Annotated in this window: 20 protein-coding genes; 8 read left to right on the forward strand and 12 right to left on the reverse strand. The window is 59.5% G+C overall.

Going from position 1 to position 19,490, the window contains the following annotated elements; all coding sequences use genetic code 11:
* Positions 1-101: 101 nt before the first annotated feature.
* Together PSEUDOMOFG3G_RS20120 and PSEUDOMOFG3G_RS20125 are read left to right on the forward strand one after the other, a co-directional pair.
* On the forward strand, positions 102-2,153 hold the full coding sequence (locus PSEUDOMOFG3G_RS20120) for a bifunctional diguanylate cyclase/phosphodiesterase (RefSeq protein WP_076386027.1): 2,052 nt from the start codon (positions 102-104) through the stop codon (positions 2,151-2,153).
* Between the two features lie 264 nt (positions 2,154-2,417).
* Positions 2,418-3,752, forward strand: coding sequence for an imelysin family protein (locus PSEUDOMOFG3G_RS20125; protein ID WP_047228328.1), 1,335 nt, complete (start codon positions 2,418-2,420; stop codon positions 3,750-3,752).
* Between the two features lie 213 nt (positions 3,753-3,965).
* Here the strand turns inward: PSEUDOMOFG3G_RS20125 and PSEUDOMOFG3G_RS20130 are convergent, their stop codons facing one another.
* The 4 genes from PSEUDOMOFG3G_RS20130 to PSEUDOMOFG3G_RS20145 form a co-directional block, all read right to left on the reverse strand.
* On the reverse strand, positions 3,966-5,201 hold the full coding sequence (locus PSEUDOMOFG3G_RS20130; RefSeq protein ID WP_139050965.1) for an RNA polymerase sigma factor: 1,236 nt from the start codon (positions 5,199-5,201) through the stop codon (positions 3,966-3,968).
* A complete protein-coding gene (locus tag PSEUDOMOFG3G_RS20135) occupies positions 5,201-5,677 on the reverse strand; it encodes an SRPBCC family protein (protein ID WP_047228330.1) in 477 nt (158 codons plus the stop codon). Before PSEUDOMOFG3G_RS20135 ends, PSEUDOMOFG3G_RS20130 begins: the two co-directional genes overlap by 1 nt.
* Positions 5,678-5,704: 27 nt before the next feature.
* Complete coding sequence (locus PSEUDOMOFG3G_RS20140; RefSeq protein ID WP_047228331.1) at positions 5,705-6,049, reverse strand: YciI family protein; 345 nt, start codon at positions 6,047-6,049, stop codon at positions 5,705-5,707.
* 67 nt (positions 6,050-6,116) lie between these two features.
* Entirely contained in the window at positions 6,117-6,551 is a 435-nt protein-coding gene (locus PSEUDOMOFG3G_RS20145; RefSeq protein WP_047228332.1) for a nuclear transport factor 2 family protein, read from the reverse strand.
* A gap of 142 nt (positions 6,552-6,693) precedes the next feature.
* Here PSEUDOMOFG3G_RS20145 and PSEUDOMOFG3G_RS20150 point away from each other — a divergent pair, with 142 nt between their 5' ends.
* Entirely contained in the window at positions 6,694-7,179 is a 486-nt protein-coding gene (locus PSEUDOMOFG3G_RS20150) for a GNAT family N-acetyltransferase (protein WP_139050966.1), read from the forward strand.
* 133 nt (positions 7,180-7,312) lie between these two features.
* Here the strand turns inward: PSEUDOMOFG3G_RS20150 and PSEUDOMOFG3G_RS20155 are convergent, their stop codons facing one another.
* A complete protein-coding gene (locus tag PSEUDOMOFG3G_RS20155; RefSeq protein ID WP_047228334.1) occupies positions 7,313-7,801 on the reverse strand; it encodes a GyrI-like domain-containing protein in 489 nt (162 codons plus the stop codon).
* Positions 7,802-7,876: 75 nt separating this feature from the next.
* A complete protein-coding gene (locus PSEUDOMOFG3G_RS20160) occupies positions 7,877-8,542 on the reverse strand; it encodes a LysE family translocator (RefSeq protein WP_107321632.1) in 666 nt (221 codons plus the stop codon).
* Positions 8,543-8,752: 210 nt separating this feature from the next.
* Between PSEUDOMOFG3G_RS20160 and alaC the strand changes: the two genes are divergently transcribed.
* Positions 8,753-9,970, forward strand: coding sequence for an alanine transaminase (alaC, locus tag PSEUDOMOFG3G_RS20165; protein ID WP_076386034.1), 1,218 nt, complete (start codon positions 8,753-8,755; stop codon positions 9,968-9,970).
* Between the two features lie 168 nt (positions 9,971-10,138).
* Here alaC and PSEUDOMOFG3G_RS20170 read toward each other — a convergent pair whose 3' ends face one another.
* Both PSEUDOMOFG3G_RS20170 and PSEUDOMOFG3G_RS20175 read right to left on the reverse strand, forming a co-directional pair.
* Entirely contained in the window at positions 10,139-11,491 is a 1,353-nt protein-coding gene (locus PSEUDOMOFG3G_RS20170; protein WP_047228337.1) for a GntP family permease, read from the reverse strand.
* Positions 11,492-11,583: 92 nt separating this feature from the next.
* Entirely contained in the window at positions 11,584-12,117 is a 534-nt protein-coding gene (locus tag PSEUDOMOFG3G_RS20175; RefSeq protein ID WP_076386036.1) for a gluconokinase, read from the reverse strand.
* 215 nt (positions 12,118-12,332) lie between these two features.
* On the opposite strand from PSEUDOMOFG3G_RS20175, the gene PSEUDOMOFG3G_RS20180 reads away from it, so the two are divergent.
* The 3 genes from PSEUDOMOFG3G_RS20180 (at position 12,333) to PSEUDOMOFG3G_RS20190 (ending at position 14,782) form a co-directional block, all read left to right on the forward strand.
* Entirely contained in the window at positions 12,333-13,364 is a 1,032-nt protein-coding gene (locus PSEUDOMOFG3G_RS20180; protein WP_139050967.1) for a LacI family DNA-binding transcriptional regulator, read from the forward strand.
* A 159-nt stretch (positions 13,365-13,523) separates the two neighbouring features.
* Complete coding sequence (locus PSEUDOMOFG3G_RS20185) at positions 13,524-14,078, forward strand: hypothetical protein (RefSeq protein ID WP_139050968.1); 555 nt, start codon at positions 13,524-13,526, stop codon at positions 14,076-14,078.
* A 281-nt stretch (positions 14,079-14,359) separates the two neighbouring features.
* On the forward strand, positions 14,360-14,782 hold the full coding sequence (locus tag PSEUDOMOFG3G_RS20190) for a GNAT family N-acetyltransferase (RefSeq protein ID WP_139050969.1): 423 nt from the start codon (positions 14,360-14,362) through the stop codon (positions 14,780-14,782).
* A 121-nt stretch (positions 14,783-14,903) separates the two neighbouring features.
* On the opposite strand, the gene def is transcribed toward PSEUDOMOFG3G_RS20190, so the two are convergent.
* The 3 genes from def to PSEUDOMOFG3G_RS20205 form a co-directional block, all read right to left on the reverse strand.
* On the reverse strand, positions 14,904-15,443 hold the full coding sequence (gene def / locus PSEUDOMOFG3G_RS20195; RefSeq protein WP_139050970.1) for a peptide deformylase: 540 nt from the start codon (positions 15,441-15,443) through the stop codon (positions 14,904-14,906).
* A gap of 2 nt (positions 15,444-15,445) precedes the next feature.
* A complete protein-coding gene (locus PSEUDOMOFG3G_RS20200) occupies positions 15,446-16,390 on the reverse strand; it encodes a YihY/virulence factor BrkB family protein (protein ID WP_047228343.1) in 945 nt (314 codons plus the stop codon).
* A gap of 175 nt (positions 16,391-16,565) precedes the next feature.
* Positions 16,566-16,757, reverse strand: coding sequence for a CsbD family protein (locus PSEUDOMOFG3G_RS20205; protein ID WP_047228344.1), 192 nt, complete (start codon positions 16,755-16,757; stop codon positions 16,566-16,568).
* Between the two features lie 195 nt (positions 16,758-16,952).
* On the opposite strand from PSEUDOMOFG3G_RS20205, the gene PSEUDOMOFG3G_RS20210 reads away from it, so the two are divergent.
* The gene (locus tag PSEUDOMOFG3G_RS20210; RefSeq protein WP_139050971.1) at positions 16,953-17,330 is read left to right on the forward strand and encodes a hypothetical protein; all 378 of its coding nucleotides are present in this window, start codon (positions 16,953-16,955) and stop codon (positions 17,328-17,330) included.
* Positions 17,331-17,546: 216 nt separating this feature from the next.
* Here PSEUDOMOFG3G_RS20210 and fadD1 read toward each other — a convergent pair whose 3' ends face one another.
* Positions 17,547-19,238: a long-chain-fatty-acid--CoA ligase FadD1 gene (fadD1, locus tag PSEUDOMOFG3G_RS20215; RefSeq protein ID WP_076386040.1), complete on the reverse strand. Its 1,692-nt coding sequence runs from the start codon at positions 19,236-19,238 to the stop codon at positions 17,547-17,549.
* Positions 19,239-19,490 lie beyond the last annotated feature (252 nt).

Raw genomic sequence — 19,490 nt, forward strand, 5'->3', positions numbered from 1 at the left:
GCGAAGACCCTTGTGTTTGATTGTCCCTTTGACTGACATCACAGGATTGCCAATACTCATGGCAACTTGACGCTACTCGCACGGAACAAGGAACCCCCTCTTTGAAGCTGGAACTCAAGAACAGCTTGTCTGTGAAGTTGCTCCGGGTCGTGCTCCTTTCGGCATTGATCGTCGGCGTGGTATTGAGCTGCGCCCAGATCGTTTTCGATGCCTACAAAACCGACCATGCCGTCGCCAGCGATGCCCAACGAATTCTTGATATGTTCCGCGACCCTTCGACCCAGGCCGTCTATAGCCTTGACCGGGAGATGGGCATGCAAGTGATCGAGGGGCTGTTTCAGGACCAAGCGGTGCGCATGGCTTCTATCGGTCACCCTCACGAGACTATGCTCGCCGAAAAAACCCGGCCTTTGCAGCACTCTGGAAGTCGCTGGCTGACCGACCTGATCCTTGGCAAGGAACGCACATTCACCACGCAACTGGTGGGTCGCGGGCCTTACAGTGAATATTACGGTGACCTGAGCATTACTCTCGACACCGCCACCTACGGCCAGAGTTTCATCGTCAACTCTGTGATCATTTTTATATCGGGCATGTTGCGAGCCCTGGCGATGGGCCTGGTGTTGTACCTGGTCTATCACTGGCTGCTGACCAAACCGCTGTCGCGGATCATCGAACACCTGACCGAAATCAACCCCGACCGGCCGAGTGAACACAAGATCCCGCAGCTACGCGGCCACGAACAAAATGAGTTGGGGCTCTGGATCAACACCGCCAACCAATTGCTCGCCTCCATCGAGCGCAATACACACCTGCGCCACGAGGCGGAAAACAGCCTGCTGCGCATGGCCCAGTATGACTTCCTCACCGGCCTGCCCAATCGTCAGCAGCTTCAACAGCAATTGGACAAGATCCTGGTGGATGCCGGGCGCTTGCAACGCCGGGTGGCCGTACTGTGTGTGGGGCTGGATGACTTCAAGGGCATCAACGAACAGTTCAGCTATCAAACCGGCGACCAGTTGCTGCTGGCCCTGGCAGATAGGCTGCGAGCCCACAGCGGCCGCCTTGGCGCGCTGGCGCGACTGGGGGGCGACCAGTTCGCCCTGGTCCAGGCCGATATCGAACAACCTTACGAAGCCGCCGAGTTGGCCCAGAGCATCCTCGATGACCTGGAGGCGCCGTTCGTCCTCGACGATCGGCAAATCCGCCTGCGGGCGACCATCGGCATCACCCTCTTTCCCGAGGACGGGGACAGCACCGAGAAGTTGTTGCAGAAAGCCGAGCAGACCATGACCCTGGCCAAGGCCCGCTCGCGCAATCGCTACCAGTTCTACATCGCCAGCGTCGACAGTGAAATGCGCCGCCGTCGCGAGCTGGAAAAAGACCTGCGCGAGGCTCTGCTCCTCGAGCAGTTCAGCCTGGTGTATCAGCCGCAGGTCAGCTATCGCGACCTGCGAGTGGTGGGTACCGAGGCGCTGATTCGCTGGCATCACCCCGAACACGGCCTCGTGCCGCCGGACCTGTTCATTCCCTTGGCCGAACAGAACGGCACCATTATCGCCATCGGTGAATGGGTCCTGGATCAGGCTTGCAAACAGTTGCGCGAATGGCATGACCAGGGCTTCGTTGACCTGCGCATGGCGGTCAACCTGTCCACCGTACAATTGCACCATGCCGAACTGCCGCGGGTGGTGAACAATTTGCTGCAGATGTACCGCCTGCCGCCGCGCAGCCTGGAGCTGGAGGTCACGGAAACCGGCCTGATGGAAGACATCACGACAGCCGCCCAGCACTTGCTCAGTCTGCGCCGCTCCGGCGCGCTGATTGCCATCGATGACTTCGGGACCGGTTATTCGTCCCTGAGTTATCTCAAGAGCCTGCCGCTGGACAAGATCAAGATCGACAAGAGCTTCGTCCAGGACCTGCTCGATGACGAGGATGACGCGACCATCGTCCGGGCCATCATCCAGTTGGGCAAGAGCCTGGGGATGCAGGTAATCGCCGAGGGGGTTGAGACGGTCGAGCAGGAAGCCTACATCATCTCCGAGGGCTGCCATGAAGGTCAGGGGTATTACTACAGCAAACCGCTACCGGCACGTGAGTTGGGCATCTATCTCAAGCAGGCGCAGCGCAGCAAAGTCTCCATCATCTGATTCTTTCTCCTCGGATAGTCATGCCTCTGCCGGAGTTGGCGAAGCCTGCACTCTTTGGTTTGTTCGCTTGAGACTCAAGCGTCTGGGCAGAGATCGCCGCCTCGCTTAGCTCGGCGGCGCCTACGGAAGGCTGCCCGCGCCGCATCACAAATAAGAAATATTTACAGCTACAACCCTTTACACATAATGCAAATCTTTCGCATTATGTCGCAGCTTTGCGCACCTCGCGCCTGTCCCATCCATCACCGAAGCAGGATGTTCGCCATGATTCGTATGCCTCTGGCTACCGCCAGTTTGCTGGCCATCGCTATTTCCCTCGCCGGTTGCGGCGAAGGCAAAGACAAGGCCGCCGCGCCGCAAGCGCCCACGCCTGCAGCCAGCACCGCCGCCCCAGCCGCAGCCGGCAAAATCGACGAGGCCGCTGCCAAGGCCGTTGTCGCGCACTACGCCGACATCGTCCATGCGGTCTACAGCGATGCCGAATCCACCGCGAAAACCCTGCAAACCGCGATCGATGCGTTCCTGGCCAAACCGAACGACGAGACTCTCAACGCCGCCAAGGCCGCCTGGGTCGCTGCGCGCGTCCCTTACCTGCAAAGCGAAGTGTTCCGCTTCGGCAACACCATCATCGACGACTGGGAAGGCCAATTGAACGCCTGGCCGCTGGATGAAGGCCTGATCGACTACGTCGACACCTCCTATGCGCACGCATTGGGTAACCCGGGCGCCACCGCCAATATCATCGCCAATACCGAAGTCCAGGTAGGCGAAGACAAGGTCGACGTGAAAGACATCACCCCGGAGAAACTCGCCAGCCTGAACGAGCTGGGCGGTTCCGAGGCCAACGTCGCCACCGGCTACCACGCCATCGAATTCCTGCTGTGGGGCCAGGACCTCAACGGCACCGGCCCTGGTGCCGGCAAGCGTCCGGCCTCCGATTATCTGGAAGGCGCCGGGGCTACTGGCGGTCACAACGACCGTCGTCGCGCCTACCTCAAGGCCGTGACCCAACTGCTGGTCAGCGATCTGGAAGAAATGGTCGGCAACTGGAAGCCAAACGTGGCTGACAACTACCGCGCCACCCTGGAAGCCGAGCCTGCCGAAACCGGCCTGCGCAAGATGCTGTTCGGCATGGGCAGCCTGTCCCTCGGCGAACTGGCGGGCGAACGTATGAAGGTGTCCCTGGAAGCCAACTCGCCAGAAGACGAGCAGGACTGCTTCAGCGACAACACCCACAACTCGCACTTCTACGATGCCAAAGGCGTGCGCAACGTTTACCTGGGCGAATACACCCGCGTCGACGGCACCAAGATGACCGGCGCCAGCCTGTCGTCCCTGGTGGCCAAGGCTGACCCGGCCGCTGACAACGCCCTCAAGGCCGACCTGGCCGACACCGAAGCCAAGATCCAAGTCATGGTCGATCACGCCAACAAGGGTGAGCACTACGACCAACTGATCGCTGCGGGCAACACCGCTGGCAACCAGGTCGTGCGCGACGCCATTGCCGCACTGGTCAAGCAGACCGGCGCGATCGAACAGGCCGCGGGCAAACTGGGCATCAGCGACCTGAACCCGGACAGCGCTGATCACGAGTTCTGATCAAGGCTGGTTGACTGACGGGTTATGCCCGTCAGCCAAGCCATAAAACCCTGTGGGAGCGAGCTTGCTCGCGATAGCGATGTTTCAGCCAACAGCAATGTGACTGACATGACGCTATCGCGAGCAGGCTCGCTCCCACAGTGGTTTCAGCTGTTCATAAATACGATGCACACCACAACGCCCGCTCCCACAGGATTTCATCGCTTGTGGTCATCACTGTAATCCCGCAAGCCGCCCTTCGATAAACCGCCTCTCCGGCAATTGCTGAGTCAATTCAAGCGCGCGTCGATATGCCGCCCTCGCCTCCTCCACGCGTCCCAACTGCCGACAGAGTTCTGCCCGCGCCGAGTGGGCCAGGTGATAATCGAGCAACTCGCCCCGGTCCAGAATCGCGTCGATCCGCTGCAAGCCCGCTTGCGGTCCATCGCGTTTGGCCAGGGCCGCGGCGCGGTTGAGTTCGATCACCGGCGAAGGCACCGCACGCAGCAACACATCATAGAGGCCAACGATCTGCGGCCAGTCGGTCTCCTGCGCCGTGGGGGCTTCAGCATGCACTGCCGCAATCGCAGCTTGCAGGCAATAAGGCCCGAACCTTCGGGTATTGAGCGCGGCTTCCACCAGGGCGCAGCCTTCGGCGATCATGTCGGCGTCCCACAAGGACCGGTCCTGCTCATCCAGCAGGATCAGTTCACCGCTGGGAGAGGTTCGCGCTCGCCGCCGCGACTCGTGCAGCAGCATCAATGCCCGCAAACCCATGACTTCGGCTTCAGGCAACAGCTCCATCAACAGGCGGGCCAGGCGGATGGCTTCGCGGGTCAAATCTTCACGCGTCACCTCAGCCCCCATCGAGGCCGAATAGCCTTCGTTGAATACCAGGTAGATCACGCGCAACACACTGTCCAGCCGCTCGGGCAGTTCCGAGCGGGACGGCACCTGATAGGGGATCTTCGCATCGCGAATTTTTGCCTTGGCCCGCACGATGCGCTGGGCGATGGCCGCCGGGGCGGCGAGAAAAGCCCGGGCGATCTCTTCGGTGGTCAGGTCGCACACTTCCCGCAACGTCAGCGGCACCTGGGCATCAGCGGCCAGGGCCGGGTGGCAACAGGTGAAGATCAGCCGCAGGCGATCGTCTTCCACGTCCTCATCACTCCAGTCGCTCTGCTCCAGTTCTTCGAGCTGGGCAATCAGCATCGGCCGGCTCGCCGCGAAGCGAGCGCGCCGGCGCAAACTGTCGATGGCCTTGAAGCGCCCGGCCGACACCAGCCAGGCCCGAGGATTGTCCGGCACACCGTCGCGCTGCCAGCGCTCGACCGCGATGAAGAAGGCCTCGTGCAAGGCCTCTTCTGCAAGGTCGAAATCCCCCAGCAGGCGAATCAGCGTCGCCAGGATGCGCCGCGAGTCTTGCCGATAAACCTGCTCGACCCGTGCACTGACTTCTTCGGCCGACATCAGTCGGGCATGCCCTGGGTCACCAGCGCTTCGAGCCGATCCAGGCTCTGGCCCCAGCCGTCATGAAAGCCCATGGCTTCGTGGGCCTGGCGGTCTTCTTCGTTCCAGTGCAGGGCGCGGGCGGTGTAAAGGGTTTTATCGCCCATCTCCTCAAGCAACACTTCGCCGGTCATGAAGGCTTTGCCGGAGGGGATCCAGCCGGGCACAAACGCATCGGTGAAGACCAGCCGCTGCGGGGCAACGATTTCCAGGAACACGCCCATGGTCGGATACTCACTGCCGTCCGGAGCACGCATCAGGGTGCGAAACTGACCACCGACCCACAGCTCCATTTCGCACTCCGGCGTAGTCATGCCGTGGGGGCCCCACCATTGGACAAGCAGCGCCGGCTCGGTCCAGGCGCGGAAAATCTTCTGGCGCGAGGCGTCGATCACTCGGCTGATGGATAACTCGAACGCGGCAGGTTTGAGGTTCATGAATGAAATCCTGTTTGTGATTGTTGTTCAGGGATTCAGTTGGCGTACCGGTCGGACCTCGACGCAGCCGACCCGGGCCGCCGGAATGTTGCCGGCGACCTGGAGGGCTTCGTTCAGGTCCTTGGCGTCGATCAGGTAGAAGCCCGCCAGTTGCTCCTTGGTCTCGGCAAATGGACCGTCCGTGATCGACAACTTGCCGCCGCGCATGCGCACCGTGGTAGCGGTCTGCACCGACTCCAGGGCCTCGGCGGCAATCATACGACCGCTCCCCTGGACCGACTCGGCGTAGGCCATGCATTCAGCGTCCTGCGGGCTGTCGGGTGAGTTGTGCAGCGCATGCTCGTTGCTATAGACCAGGCATAAGTACTTCATGGAAAGCTCCGTGATCGAACTGATCAACTATGGACCGCAGAAAAGCGCTCAGCGAAAAAACCGACGATCAGGGCTGCAGGTCGAACATCACCGTACCGGCCATCGGATCAAACGGCGCGGACCAGTGTTCGTGGACAATCTTCCATTGCCCGGCCACCCGTTGATAGCAGGCGGTCGTGCGCATCCAGCAAGCCTGCTCTTCACCTTTGTCGTTGGTGCCGCCGCAATAGGCCAGCCAGTGAGCGAAGGCGATCGTGTCAGCTGCGGTAATCTCGATCTGATGGAAGTCGAACTTGTGCGGTCCAGGGCACATCTCCATGCACGCCTGCCAATGGGCCCGGTAAGCGACTTTGCCCTTGAATTGCAGGGCCTGGATGGCATCGAACGAAACGATGTTGTCGTCATAGAGCGCCATGACTTTTTCAACATTTTTTTCCATGACAGCCTGGCGATAAGTCTCGATCAAGGCCTTGATTTCGGTTTCGGTGGCTTGGGTATTCATGGTGATTCTCCGCAGGTTTTTGTTGAAGACACCCTTTGTCGTTTAGAGAAACTGCGAATCGACAACCCAAACAAAAATAATTCAAAGAAAAAAATTCGCTAGAATCCCAGGCCCATTCTGTCGGCAAACAACGGATGCTTTTGTGACCGCTCAGCTCGTACCCTACGAAGACCTCACCGAGCTGCAGCGCACGCAGGTCGAAGCCATCGAAATCCACCCCGAACAGATCAAGTTCGCCGGCGATATCCACGGCGCACTGCACACGCTGTTGTCCAGGCCCGGCCCTGGCGTCAAAGGGTTTGCGTTGCTGGCAGGCGAAGTGCCAGTGGCGTTCCTGTTACTCAAGCGCCCGCCAGTACTGCCCGCCTGGGCCAACGAACACAGCGCCACCCTGCACGCCCTGCAAGTCGATTATCGGGCCCAGGGCAAGGGTTACGGCAAGGCCTGCCTACTAGCGCTTCCTGCCGTGGCTCGGGCGGCATGGCCGCAAATCAGAGGACTGGAGCTTTCGGTCGACGCCGATAATGTCTCGGCCATCGGCCTGTATACCCGGCTGGGCTGGGTCGACAGTGGCGAAGCGTACAAGGGCCGCATCGGTTATGAGCGGCGGATGGGGCTGGTGTTTTGACCAGGAGATAACCTGTCTGTGAGCGCGAGCCTGTTCGCGATTGTGGTGGGCCAGCTTGCATTGATGTTGGATATGGCACCGCTATCGCGAGCAGGCTCGCTCCCACCGGTTTGCATTGCCGAAAGAATGGCAATCAGCTCGGTTTGAGAGGAATCCAGATTTCCAGAGAGCCTTCGCCGGTCCTGGGGTTGAAGTCTTCGCTGTAGCGTTCGAACTCCGGGGCCTCGGCAGCTGTGTGGCCGGATCGCGGCAGCCACTCTTTCCAGATGTAGTGGAACGTCTGCGGCAGGGCTTTCAACGGGCCTTTGTGTTCGAACACTGCGTAGTGCGCAGGCTGTATTTCGATCCAGCGCAACTGTTCAGGCAAGTCATCGAGCCGGCTGACTTCCACGCCGGCAATGTATTCAAACCCACCCTTCCCGTCCGGGTTGCAACACACGCCATAGGTGACCTCATCTTTCTGCCCTGGCACTTTACCGAGCCAGGGCAAAAACTTTTCCCAGAGCAGCGGGATATCCTCGGCGGTGTCCGGGGTAAAACAGCCACCAAAACCGGCGATAATCTGAAAGCGTCCGTGTTCGAAGCGTGGTTCGGCTGCGTTATCGGGTTCGTGCTTTTCCATGCGTCAACACTCCAGAAACGTGAGGTCGGGTGTTGCAGTATAGAAGCCTGATGAAGATTGCCAGGCCCGTTTCGCTTATCCGAGTCCAGGCACAACGGCCGGCGCCACTTTCCCGATAAACTCGTTGTAGCCAGAAACAATCACGTACACCGCGAAATAGCAGAAGATGGCGGCCGATGCCCAATAGCAATAGCGCAACAGTTTATCCCCCAGCAGCCTGCCGCCCTGGGTTGCTGCCAGGCACAGGCCTGCACACCAGAGAAGTCCGGCACAGAGAAATCCACTCAGGAACAGCGCCGAGCTGAGGATCGTTCCGCCGCCCGAACGAGCGATCAATGTGCCGCCCACCGCCGCGAACCAGAGAATGGCACTGGGCGACGACATCGCCAGGAAAATCCCGCGAAAAAACTCCTGCCCGGATGAATGACTCCGCACCTCGCCAGCCTCGGCCAACGCCGCATGGTGATAGATCGCCGAATGAATCATCTTCGCTGCGAAATACAGCAGCACCACCGAGCCGCCGATCCACAGCACCCAGCGCACCGTTTCGTATTGCAGCAGCACCGTCATGCCGGCCAAGGCCAGGACCGCGTAGATCAGGTCCCCCACACATGTGCCCAGGCCCAGGGCGAAACCTTGGAAATAGCCACGTTGCATGGCCAGGGTAATCATCGCGATATTGGCCACGCCAATGTCCAGGCACAAAGAAAGGCTCAGCAGGAAACCGCTGGAAAATTCCATCATTCAGTCCATTCGTTTTTTGAACAGGGCGAGTCGTACAGTGCGCAGGTGTTACTGAAAGTCCCCTGAGCGGATCGACAGTGTCGTCGAAAATAGTTGCGCGCCGCTACTGGACAATTGGCCATCAGCCCCTTTATCTTGCGCCGCAGGCCACCGCAGTGGCCAACGTCGCTCGGACGGTTCCGGGCGCTCACGTATCTCGAGGCAATAATGGCCAACCAAGGTTCGCCGCGCCGCTTTGCGCGCATCGATCGACTCCCCCCGTATGTATTCAATATCACTGCCGAGCTGAAGATGGCTGCGCGTCGGCGCGGCGAAGACATCATTGACTTGAGCATGGGTAACCCCGACGGCGCCACACCGCCACATATCGTTGAAAAGCTGGTCACCGTCGCCCAGCGTGAAGACACCCACGGTTACTCCACCTCCAAAGGCATACCGCGCCTGCGCCGCGCCATTTCGCGCTGGTACAAGGACCGCTACGAGGTGGACATCGACCCGGAAACCGAAGCCATCGTCACCATCGGTTCCAAAGAAGGCCTGGCGCATCTGATGCTGGCGACCCTGGACCAGGGCGACACCGTGCTGGTGCCCAATCCCAGCTATCCGATCCACATCTACGGCGCAGTGATCGCCGGCGCCCAGGTGCGTTCGGTGCCACTGGTGCCGGGGGTGGATTTCTTCGACGAGCTGGAGCGCGCCATTCGCGGCTCGATTCCCAAGCCGAAAATGATGATCCTGGGCTTTCCGTCCAACCCTACCGCGCAATGCGTGGAGCTGGATTTCTTCGAACGGGTCATCGCCTTGGCCAAACAGTACGACGTGCTGGTGATCCACGACCTGGCCTACGCCGATATCGTCTACGACGGCTGGAAAGCCCCGTCGATCATGCAGGTGCCGGGTGCAAAAGACATTGCCGTGGAATTCTTCACCCTGTCCAAAAGCTACAACATGGCCGGCTGGCGTATCGGCTTCATGGTGGGCAACCCGGAACTGGTCAACGCCCTGGCGCGGATCAAGAGCTACCACGACTACGGCACCTTCACACCGCTGCAAGTGGCGGCCATCGCCGCGCTTGAAGGCGACCAGCAGTGCGTGCGGGATATCGCCGAACAGTACCGCCAGCGCCGCAATGTGCTGGTCAAGGGCCTGCATGAACTGGGCTGGATGGTGGAAAACCCCAAGGCGTCGATGTACGTCTGGGCCAAGATCCCCGAGGCTTATGCACACTTGGGTTCGCTGGAGTTTGCCAAGAAACTGTTGGCCGAAGCCAAGGTCTGCGTCTCGCCGGGGGTGGGGTTCGGTGAATATGGCGATGATCACGTGCGCTTTGCACTGATCGAAAACCAGGACCGGATTCGCCAGGCCGTTCGCGGCATTCGCGGGATGTTTCGGGCGGATGGGTTGGTAAGCAAACCGAACGCCTGATACCAAAATCAATGTGGGAGTTTGCTCCCACTCTGGATCTTCAGATCACCAGAAGCCAATGTGGGAGCGAGCCTGCTCGCGATAGCGGCATGACAGTCGACTTCGTTGCTGACGGTCAGTGCGCTATCGCGAGCAGGCTCGCTCCCACAATGGGTGATGCGTCGTCGCTTAGATCACCAGCGACAGCAACAGGATGAAGATCAGCGCTACCACGGACAGGATGGTTTCCATCGCGGTCCAGGTCTTGAAGGTTTCGGCCACGGTCATGTTGAAGTACTGCTTGACCAGCCAGAAGCCGGCATCGTTGACGTGAGACAGGATCAGCGAACCGGCACCGGTCGCCAGGACCAGCAGCTCACGGTTCACACCCGGAATCATCCCGACCACCGGTACCACGATCCCGGCACCCGTAATGGTTGCCACGGTCGCCGAGCCTGTGGCGATGCGAATCACCGCCGCCACCAGCCAGGCCAACAGGATCGGTGAAATCTGCGCACTCACCGCCATGTGACCGATCACATCACCCACACCGCTGGTGACCAGCATCTGCTTGAAGCCACCGCCTGCACCGATGATCAGAATGATCGCCGCAGTCGGTGCCAGACTCGCGTCCAGCCACTTGAGTATCTGGCTCGAACCGATGCCCTGCTTGTAGCCGAAGGTGTACAGCGACAGCAGTAATGCCAACAGAAGTGCAGAAATCGGATGCCCGATCAGGTCCATGAAGGTGCGGAAGAAATTGCCTTCAGGCAACACCACATCGGCAAAGGTCTTGAGCAGCATCAGGAACACCGGCGAGAGCACGGTGATCAGCGTGATGTTGAAGCTCGGCAGATCGGCAGAATCGGTCTCACGTGCCAGTTGGTCCACCAGCTCCTGATTCGGATGGCCGGGGATATGCTTGGCAATGAATGTACCGAAAATCGGCCCGGCAATAATGGCCGTCGGCAGCGCCACGATCAGGCCATAGAGAATGGTTTTACCGATGTCGGCACCGAATACGCCAATCGCCAGCAGCGGGCCCGGGTGCGGTGGCACCAGGCCGTGGACCGCGGAAAGACCGGCCAGCAGCGGGATACCGATCTTGATGATCGAGACACCGGTGCGACGCGCCACGATGAACACCAGCGGGATCAGCAGCACGAAACCGATTTCGAAGAACAGCGGAATGCCCACCAGGAAGGCGGCGAACATCATGGCCCACTGCACTTTATCCTTGCCGAAGGCGCGGATCAGGGTTTGGGCGATCTGATCGGCCCCGCCCGATTCGGCCATCATTTTACCGAGCATCGTACCCAACGCCAGAATGATGCCGACAAAGCCCAGCACGCCACCGAAGCCGTCCTGGAACGCCTTGATGATGGTGCCGATCGGCATGCCCGAGGTCAGGCCCAGAAAAGCGGCCGCGATGGTCAGTGCAATGAACGGGTGGAGTTTGAACTTGGTGATAAGGACGATAAGTCCGATCACCGTAACCACTGCATCAAGCAGCAGAAACGTCTCGTGGGACATGCCGAACATGGGAGGTGTCTCCTGATTTGTTGTTGTTATTGAAGCGGTTATTTGTAAGCCGTCGGGACAGCGCTATCTTTCTGACGCAAAATTTTTGCAACTCAACTGGCCAGCTTCAAACCGTGATCCACCCACCAGACGTAAGCCTGATGAGCCAGTTCATCGACGCTGTGGCTGGATGCGTCCAGAGCCAGGGTCAGGGGCTCGCCAACAGGGGATTGAAGGGTGGCAAACTGGCTGTCGATCAGGGTCGACGGCATGAAATGCCCCGGACGATGGGACACGCGGTCGGCGGCCACTTCAGGGGTCAACTCAAGAAATACGAAGCCAAGGCCTGGCAAGGCACTGCGCAGACGCTCGCGATAACTGTGCTTGAGGGCCGAACAGGTCAGCACCGGACGCTCGCCCATCGCATCGACACGGCGCAACTCGTCGCACAGGCTGTCAAGCCAGCCGGCACGGTCGTCGTCGTTCAAGGGGATACCGGCGCTCATCTTCTGGATGTTGGCCGCAGGGTGGAAAGTGTCGCCTTCAATGGCGGTGGCGCCGCTCAACTGGCACAGGGCCTGGCTGACGCAAGTCTTGCCGCAACCGGCAACGCCCATGATGACCAGGGCGGTGATGGGATTATTCATGTAACACCTCAGCGCGCAGACAGCGCTACCTTTGCAAGTTGTGACACCAGAGCAAAAGCAGAAGTTGCCGACGCCTTCTTGTCATTTTTGTGGTTGCAGCATGTTCGTTCACAACGCTAACGGTCAGGGCTCAGGCAAACCCCGCTCACGCATTTGCAGCCGCGTCGAGACAGCGCTACCTTAGTGCCTTGATTTTTGTTTGGCAAGCCGCCCTGATGACCGTCACTAAAAACGATAAGAATACCCGCACCACCGGTCGCCCTACGCTCAACGAAGTCGCACGCCTGGCCGGTGTCAGTCCTATCACCGCCTCCCGTGCCCTGCGCGGCGTCAGCACCGTTGCCGAAAGCCTGGTGGAAAAAGTCCGCCAGGCCGCCCGCGACCTGAACTACGTGGTCAACCCCGCCGCCCGCGCCCTGGCTTCGGCCCAGAGCCATTCGGTGGTGGTGCTGGTGCCGTCGTTGTCCAACCTGTTGTTCATCGACACCCTGGAAGCCATTCATCGTGTGCTCAGGCCCAAGGGCTTCGAAGTGGTCATCGGCAACTATCACTATTCCCGGGACGAAGAAGAAGACCTGCTGCGCAACTACATGGCCTATCAGCCACGCGGTCTGTTGCTGACCGGCTTCGACCGTACCGAAAGCGCCCGGCGCATGATCGAGGCCAGCAACATTCCCTGCGTGTACATGATGGAACTGGACCCCGGTGCGGGCCTTAACTGCGTCGGCTTTTCGCAACTCAAGGCCGGCGAGACGGCGGCCGAGCACTTGATCTCCCGGGGTCGCAAGCGCCTGGCCTATGTCGGCGCGCAACTGGACCAGCGCACGTTGCTGCGTGGCGAAGGTTTTCGCCGTGCTTTGCAGAAAGCCGGCCTGTACGACCCGGATCTGGAACTGCTGACCCCACGGCCATCCTCGGTGGGCCTGGGCGGCGAACTGTTCCTGCAGTTACTCGCCAGCCATCCGGACGTCGATGCAATCTTCTTCGGCAACGACGACCTGGCCCACGGCGCGCTGTTCGAAGCCCTGCGCTGTGGCATCAAGATTCCCGAACAGGTTGCAGTCCTGGGCTTCAACGATTTGCCCGCCTCGGCCCACATGGTGCCGCGCCTGAGCAGCATCAGCACGCCACGGGAAGCCATCGGCCAGCGCGCCGCCGAACAGATACTCACGTTGATGGCCGGCAACCGCATCGCTCAGCCGGTGGTGGACATGGGATTTGAACTCAAGGTTCGCGAAAGTACCTGAGCCCGACGGTCACGTGCGGTCGATCCATGCCGTCCGACGGCAAGGATTGGCCGCCATGATCGCCGGCAGATGCTACACAGGCCTTTGGATCCAGGGCTCGCGACGGCGGCATGGGATTTGCTCCTGCACATGGCTCAGCCATAACCGCAGGTATCCATCATGTTGGTCAGTGCACAACAGCAAGCGATGATTTTGCTGCCCAAGCGTCCGGGCGAGGATCCCACCGCAGAAGCCGCCAGCGGCCTGCAAAGCGCCGCGCTGCAGGCATTGCGCGATAACGTCCAGGCTCAGGCCAGCCAGGGCAGCACGCAGGTGCAGGCTTCGATCGCGCGACAAGCCACACAGCAGGTCAATGCCGCCACCGCCATCAGCGACAAGGTTGATGAAGCGTTTGCCAAGACCCGGGTTCAGTTGCAGACCGTTGCTTCATCAGCCTCCGATGAGGCCAAGACACAGGGCAGCTCTGCTCTGGACGCATTCAAGGACTACATGAGCAAGACGCCTGAAGAGCGTCTGCGCGACAGCATTCTTGAAGAGATGGGCATCACCCAGGAGGAGTTCGAGGCGATGCCGCCCGAGAAGCAATTGGCGGTCAGTCAGGAGATTGCCCAGCGCATGCAGGACAAGACGGCGATGGCGCAGGTCGAGAAGGACCAGGAAAGTCGCACTTCCGGCAAAGACCCGGCTACGGACATGTTCCTCGCCTCGCTTTGATAGGCTGCGGGGGTCAGCGGGCCGATGGCCGGGATGCATCCCTGGCCTATCGCCCGCTGGCGTCGATTCAATGACCGAACAGATTCACCTTCTTGGCCTTTTTGTCGGCGCGCTTTTCATCGGCGGTCTTCGCCGGTTTTTTCTTTGCCGCTTTTTTTGAATCCATGCCTTTGGCCATGATACGTACTCCACTCATACGGGATGTGAAGTCAGGTATACACCTATCGCCGCCGACATGTTCTTTTATAATCACCCTCCCCTTCACCGCCCCTGACTTTGCCATGTCCCAGACCCACTACACGCGGCTCGATGAACCCTTGTGGCCGCTGATGAACAAGTTTTATCGCGCCCACCAATCTTCAATGAAAGCGGTGCGTGAAGCGCAGTTGTGGGTGGCGCGGCAGGATGAAATCATCGCGGCCCTGTGCTTGCGAGCGGTATCGGGTGGGCATTGGCTGACGGGGTTGTTTGTCGACCCGACGTATCGCATGCAGGGGATCGCGGCGCGCTTGATCGACGAAGCGGTGAAAGGCGTGGAAGGACCGGTCTGGTTGTTCTGCCATCCTGATTTGCGCGGCTTTTATGAGCGGCAGGGGTTCAGCTTCGACCCCGTGCTGCCTTATGCGATGGCCGAGCGCCTGAGTCGTTATGCACGCAGCAAGCCGATGATTGCGATGGGGATGGAACCTAAAACACTCTCCTGAAGCGCATCACAATCCAATGTGGGAGCGAGCCTGCTCGCAATAGCGGCGTGTCAGTCAACAGCTTCATAGCTGACTCACCGCTATCGCGAGCAGGCTCGCTCCCACAGAGGGTTTGCGTAGGCTAGTCGTCCACCGCAGGGTCCAGGTCCGGAAACATGACCTCGGTAAAGCCGAACTTACTGAAGTCAGTGATGCGCGAGGGGTACAGCCGCCCGATCAGGTGGTCGCACTCATGCTGCACCACCCGCGCATGAAAGCCCGAGGCCGTGCGCACAATGGCTTCGCCTTTGGGGTCAAAGCCTTCGTAGCGAATGTGCTGATAGCGATCGACCGCACCGCGCAGGCCCGGCACCGACAAGCAGCCCTCGAACCCCTCCTCCATCAGTGGGCCCAACGGCGTAATCAGCGGGTTGATCAGGATCGTCTGGGGCACCGCCTCGGCGTCCGGGTAACGCTCGCTGTGCTCGAAGCCAAAGATCACCAGTTGCAGGTCGACACCGATCTGCGGCGCGGCCAGGCCGACGCCGCCCACACTTTCCATGGTCTGGAACATGTCGTCGATCAACTGCCACAACTCTGGGCTGTCGAACATTTCCGGCGGCACCGGCGGGGCAATACGCAGTAGGCGTTCGTCGCCCATTTTCAGGATTTCACGAATCATGGTCAGGTTTCGTCAGTGTGGGGGTGAGGAATGGAATGGTCACGGCCCAGGCCCGACACATGCTGTTTTTCGTGCTCGCCCGGGCTCTTTTCACCACGGTCCTTGCCCTCGGCGGACATGTGCTCGATCACCGCGTTCATCTCCGCACCGAGCAACAGCACCGCCGAAGAAATGTAGAAGTACAGCAACAGCACGATGATCGCGCCGATACTGCCATACATGGCGTTGTAGTTGGCGAAGGTCTTGACGTAAAACGCAAAGCCCAGGGACGCGATGATCCACACCACCACCGCCAGCACCGACCCCGGTGTAATAAAGCGAAACTCCTGTTTGACGTCAGGCATCACGTAATAGATCAACGCCACGGCCACCATCAGCAAAAACACGATCACCGGCCAGCGCACGATGGTCCAGAGTGTGACGATGAACTCCTCCAGCCCGACCTGGGCCGCGATCCAGCCCATCACCTGCGGCCCGAGCACCATCAGCGCCGCGGCGGCCAACAACATGCCGGCGATGCCGATGGTGTAGAAAATCGACAGCGGAAAGCGCTTCCAGATCGGACGGCCCTCTACCACATCGTAGGCGGCGTTCATCGCGCTCATCATCAATCGGACACCGGCCGAGGCAGTCCACAACGCAATGACGATACCCACTGACAACAACCCCCCCTTGGATTGCTGAAGCTGGTCGATCACCGGGTTGACCTGCTCCAGGGCCTGGGGCGGCAACACCAGTTCCGATTGCAGGCGCAGCCAGGAGAAGAAGTCCGGCAAATGCAGGAAACCGATCAGTGCGATCAGGAACAGAATGAAGGGGAACAGCGAAAACAGCATCTGGTAGGCCAATGCCGAGGCGTAGGTCGACATCTCGTCGTCGAGAAACTCAGTCACGGTACGCATCATCACACGATGCAAGGGTAAGCCTTTCAAGGCCGGGAACATCATGTGCGTCTCCTTTCGCCGCAAAAAAGGAAGGTCGCCTGGCGACTCTCGGGGTTGCTATCCAAGACAAAAGTAACCTGTTTGGCGACTTTGGAACAATTTCCCCGGTGCAAGTTCGAGCAGACATGACAACGGCCACCCGCGGATGGCCGTTCCAATCGGTTATTCAGCAGGCCGGTTATGCCTCGTCAACGCCTTTCTTGACTGCGTCCTTGGCCTTGCCCACGTTTTGCTGAACCTCACCTTTTTTCTCCTGGACCACGCCCTCAGCGCGCATGCGGTCATTGTCGGTGGCCTTGCCGACGCCTTGCTTGATGTTGCCGACGGCTTCGTTGGCAACGCCCTTCACTTTATCGCTCGTGCTACCCATGATGTCTCTCCTGTGAACAACTGTACGAAAAGTCATTACATAAGGGTTGACCGAGGCCGTTTGCGGGGAGTTTCATTTTTTCAGCAGCGCATTTCATCGTCAGATGCAGGTTGCGCTTTATGTTTGCCGATCCACCCCCGAGAATGCCCCACGTATTCAGGCTGCGACCTGAAGCTCCAATCTCGTAGGAACGTTATGAAACTCGATAAAAAGCAGGCCATCGCCCGCAGAAACCAGGAACTGGACGGCGCCGTACTGGGCGTCAATAACTGCCACTTCAGCGAATTGAACCGCAACCGCAACATCTTCTGGTTCGATATCCCGGTGGCACGCCTGGCCATCGGTCAGTACGAATGGATTCACCTGCTGCTGCACACGCCGGCCACCGATGAGCTGCTGCACCTGAAGGTGCCGACCGTGTTCCTGCGCGAAAAAATGGAAGGCCTGGAAGTGCGCAACCAGGGCAAGCGCAAGGCGGCCCTGAGCCTGGAGCTGAGCGCCGACAAGGATTCGTACCTGCAGGACATGCGCCCGGGTGGCACTAACCTGGATTTTGCGCAGTTTCGGTTGTAACGCTCTACACAGGTGGGTGGCGCAGAGGCGCTATTGTGGCGAGGGAGCTTGCTCCCGCTGGACGCGTAGCGGCCCCTTGCAGTGGATCAGTTGGATCGGAGGGGCTGCTGCGCAGCCCAGCGGGAGCAAGCTCCCTCGCCACAACAGCTGCCACGCCCCAGAATTGCCGCGTAATAAAAAGCCCCGCACTGGCGGGGCTTTTTATTGGCAGCGGTTTTACTTCTTCAGACCCAACTTCTTCAGTTCTTCATCACGCAACTCGCGTCGCAGGATCTTGCCCACGTTGGTGGTCGGCAGCGCGTCGCGGAATTCCACCGCCTTGGGCACTTTGTAGCCCGTGACGTTGGCGCGCATGTGTTCCATCACCTGCTCTTTGGTCAGCGTGACACCCGGGCGGGGCACAATGAAAATCTTGATTGCCTCGCCGGATTTTTCGTCCGGTACACCGATGGCCGCGCACTGCAGGACGCCCGGCAGGGTCGCCAGCACGTCTTCCAGCTCGTTGGGGTATACGTTGAAACCGGAGATCAGGATCATGTCTTTCTTGCGATCGACGATGCGCATGTAGCCGTCCGGCTGGATCAGCGCGATATCGCCGGTCTTGAGCCAGCCTTCGCTGTCGAGGATCTCGTCGGTGGCGTCCTGGCGCTGCCAGTAGCCCTTCATGACCTGTGGACCTTTCACACACAGTTCACCGATTTCGCCCAATGGCAGTTCTTCGCCGGCGTCATTGATAATCTTGCACAGCGTCGACGGCACCGGAATGCCGATGGTGCCAATCTGGATTTTCTGGATCGGATTGACCGTGGCGACCGGACTGGTTTCGGTCATGCCGTAACCTTCGCAGATCGGGCAGCCGGTAACCTCTTTCCAGCGCTCGGCCGCCGCCAGTTGCAGGGCCATGCCACCGGACAACGTCACCTTCATTGCCGAGAAATCCAGGTTGCGGAAGGCTTCGTTGTTGCACAGGGCCACGAACAACGTGTTGAGGCCGACAAAACCGCTGAACTTCCACTTCGACAGTTCCTTGACCATCGCCGGGAGGTCGCGCGGGTTGCTGATCAGGATATTGTGGTTGCCGATCAGCATCATCGCCATGCAATGGAAGGTGAAAGCGTAGATGTGATACAGCGGCAGAGGCGTGATCAGGACCTCGCAACCTTCGTTGAGGTTGGACCCCATCAGCGCCTTGCACTGCAACATGTTCGCCACCAGGTTGCGATGGGTCAGCATCGCGCCCTTGGCCACGCCAGTGGTGCCGCCGGTGTACTGCAACACGGCCACGTCGTCACTGGTGGGGTTGGCTTCGGTCACTGGCTGGCCGTGGCCCTTGCTCAGCACATCGTTGAACTTGATGGCCTTGGGCAAGTGATAAGCGGGGACCATCTTCTTGACGTACTTGATCACGCTGTTGATCAGCAGACGCTTGAGTGGCGGCAGCAGATCGGCAACTTCGGTGACGATCACATGCTTGACGCCCGTCTTGGGCACCACAGCCTCGGCCAGGTGCGCCATGTTCGCCAGGCACACCAGCGCCTTGGCGCCGGAGTCGTTGAACTGGTGTTCCATTTCCCGCGCGGTGTACAGCGGGTTGGTGTTGACCACGATCAGGCCGGCGCGAATCGCACCGAACACGGCAACCGGGTACTGGAGAACGTTGGGCAGTTGCACGGCGATTCGATCGCCAGGCTGCAAGTCGGTATGCTGTTGCAGATACGCAGCAAAGGCACCGGACAATTCATACAGTTCCCCGTAGGTAATTGTCTTGCCCAGGTTGCTGAATGCCGGCTTGTCGGCGAAGCGTTGGCAGGACTGCTTCAACACCGCCTGAATATTCGGATACTCGTCTGGATTGATGTCGGCAGCAATCCCAGCTGGGTACTTATCCTTCCAAAAGTCTTCGATCATGGAAGCCCACTCCTCAGCAACGCGAATTCTCACCGCATTTGATGCGATTATTATTGGTGTGTGTTTATTGGTGAATCTGGCCTAATTCAACGCCGAGAAGTCACAAAAGCGCGCCGAGAGTAGCAGCTTTGCCAAGGGTCGCCTAGAGCCAAAAGTGGCCCCTACAGTCATAAATATGACTCAAGAATATTCAGTGGTCATTTTTAGAGTAAAAATACTAGGCACTGGTTAATCACTGCGAATACATAAAAA

Origin of the sequence: Pseudomonas sp. FG-3G (assembly GCF_901007645.1) — a bacterium.
Taxonomy (GTDB): Bacteria; Pseudomonadota; Gammaproteobacteria; order Pseudomonadales; family Pseudomonadaceae; genus Aquipseudomonas; species Aquipseudomonas rhizophila.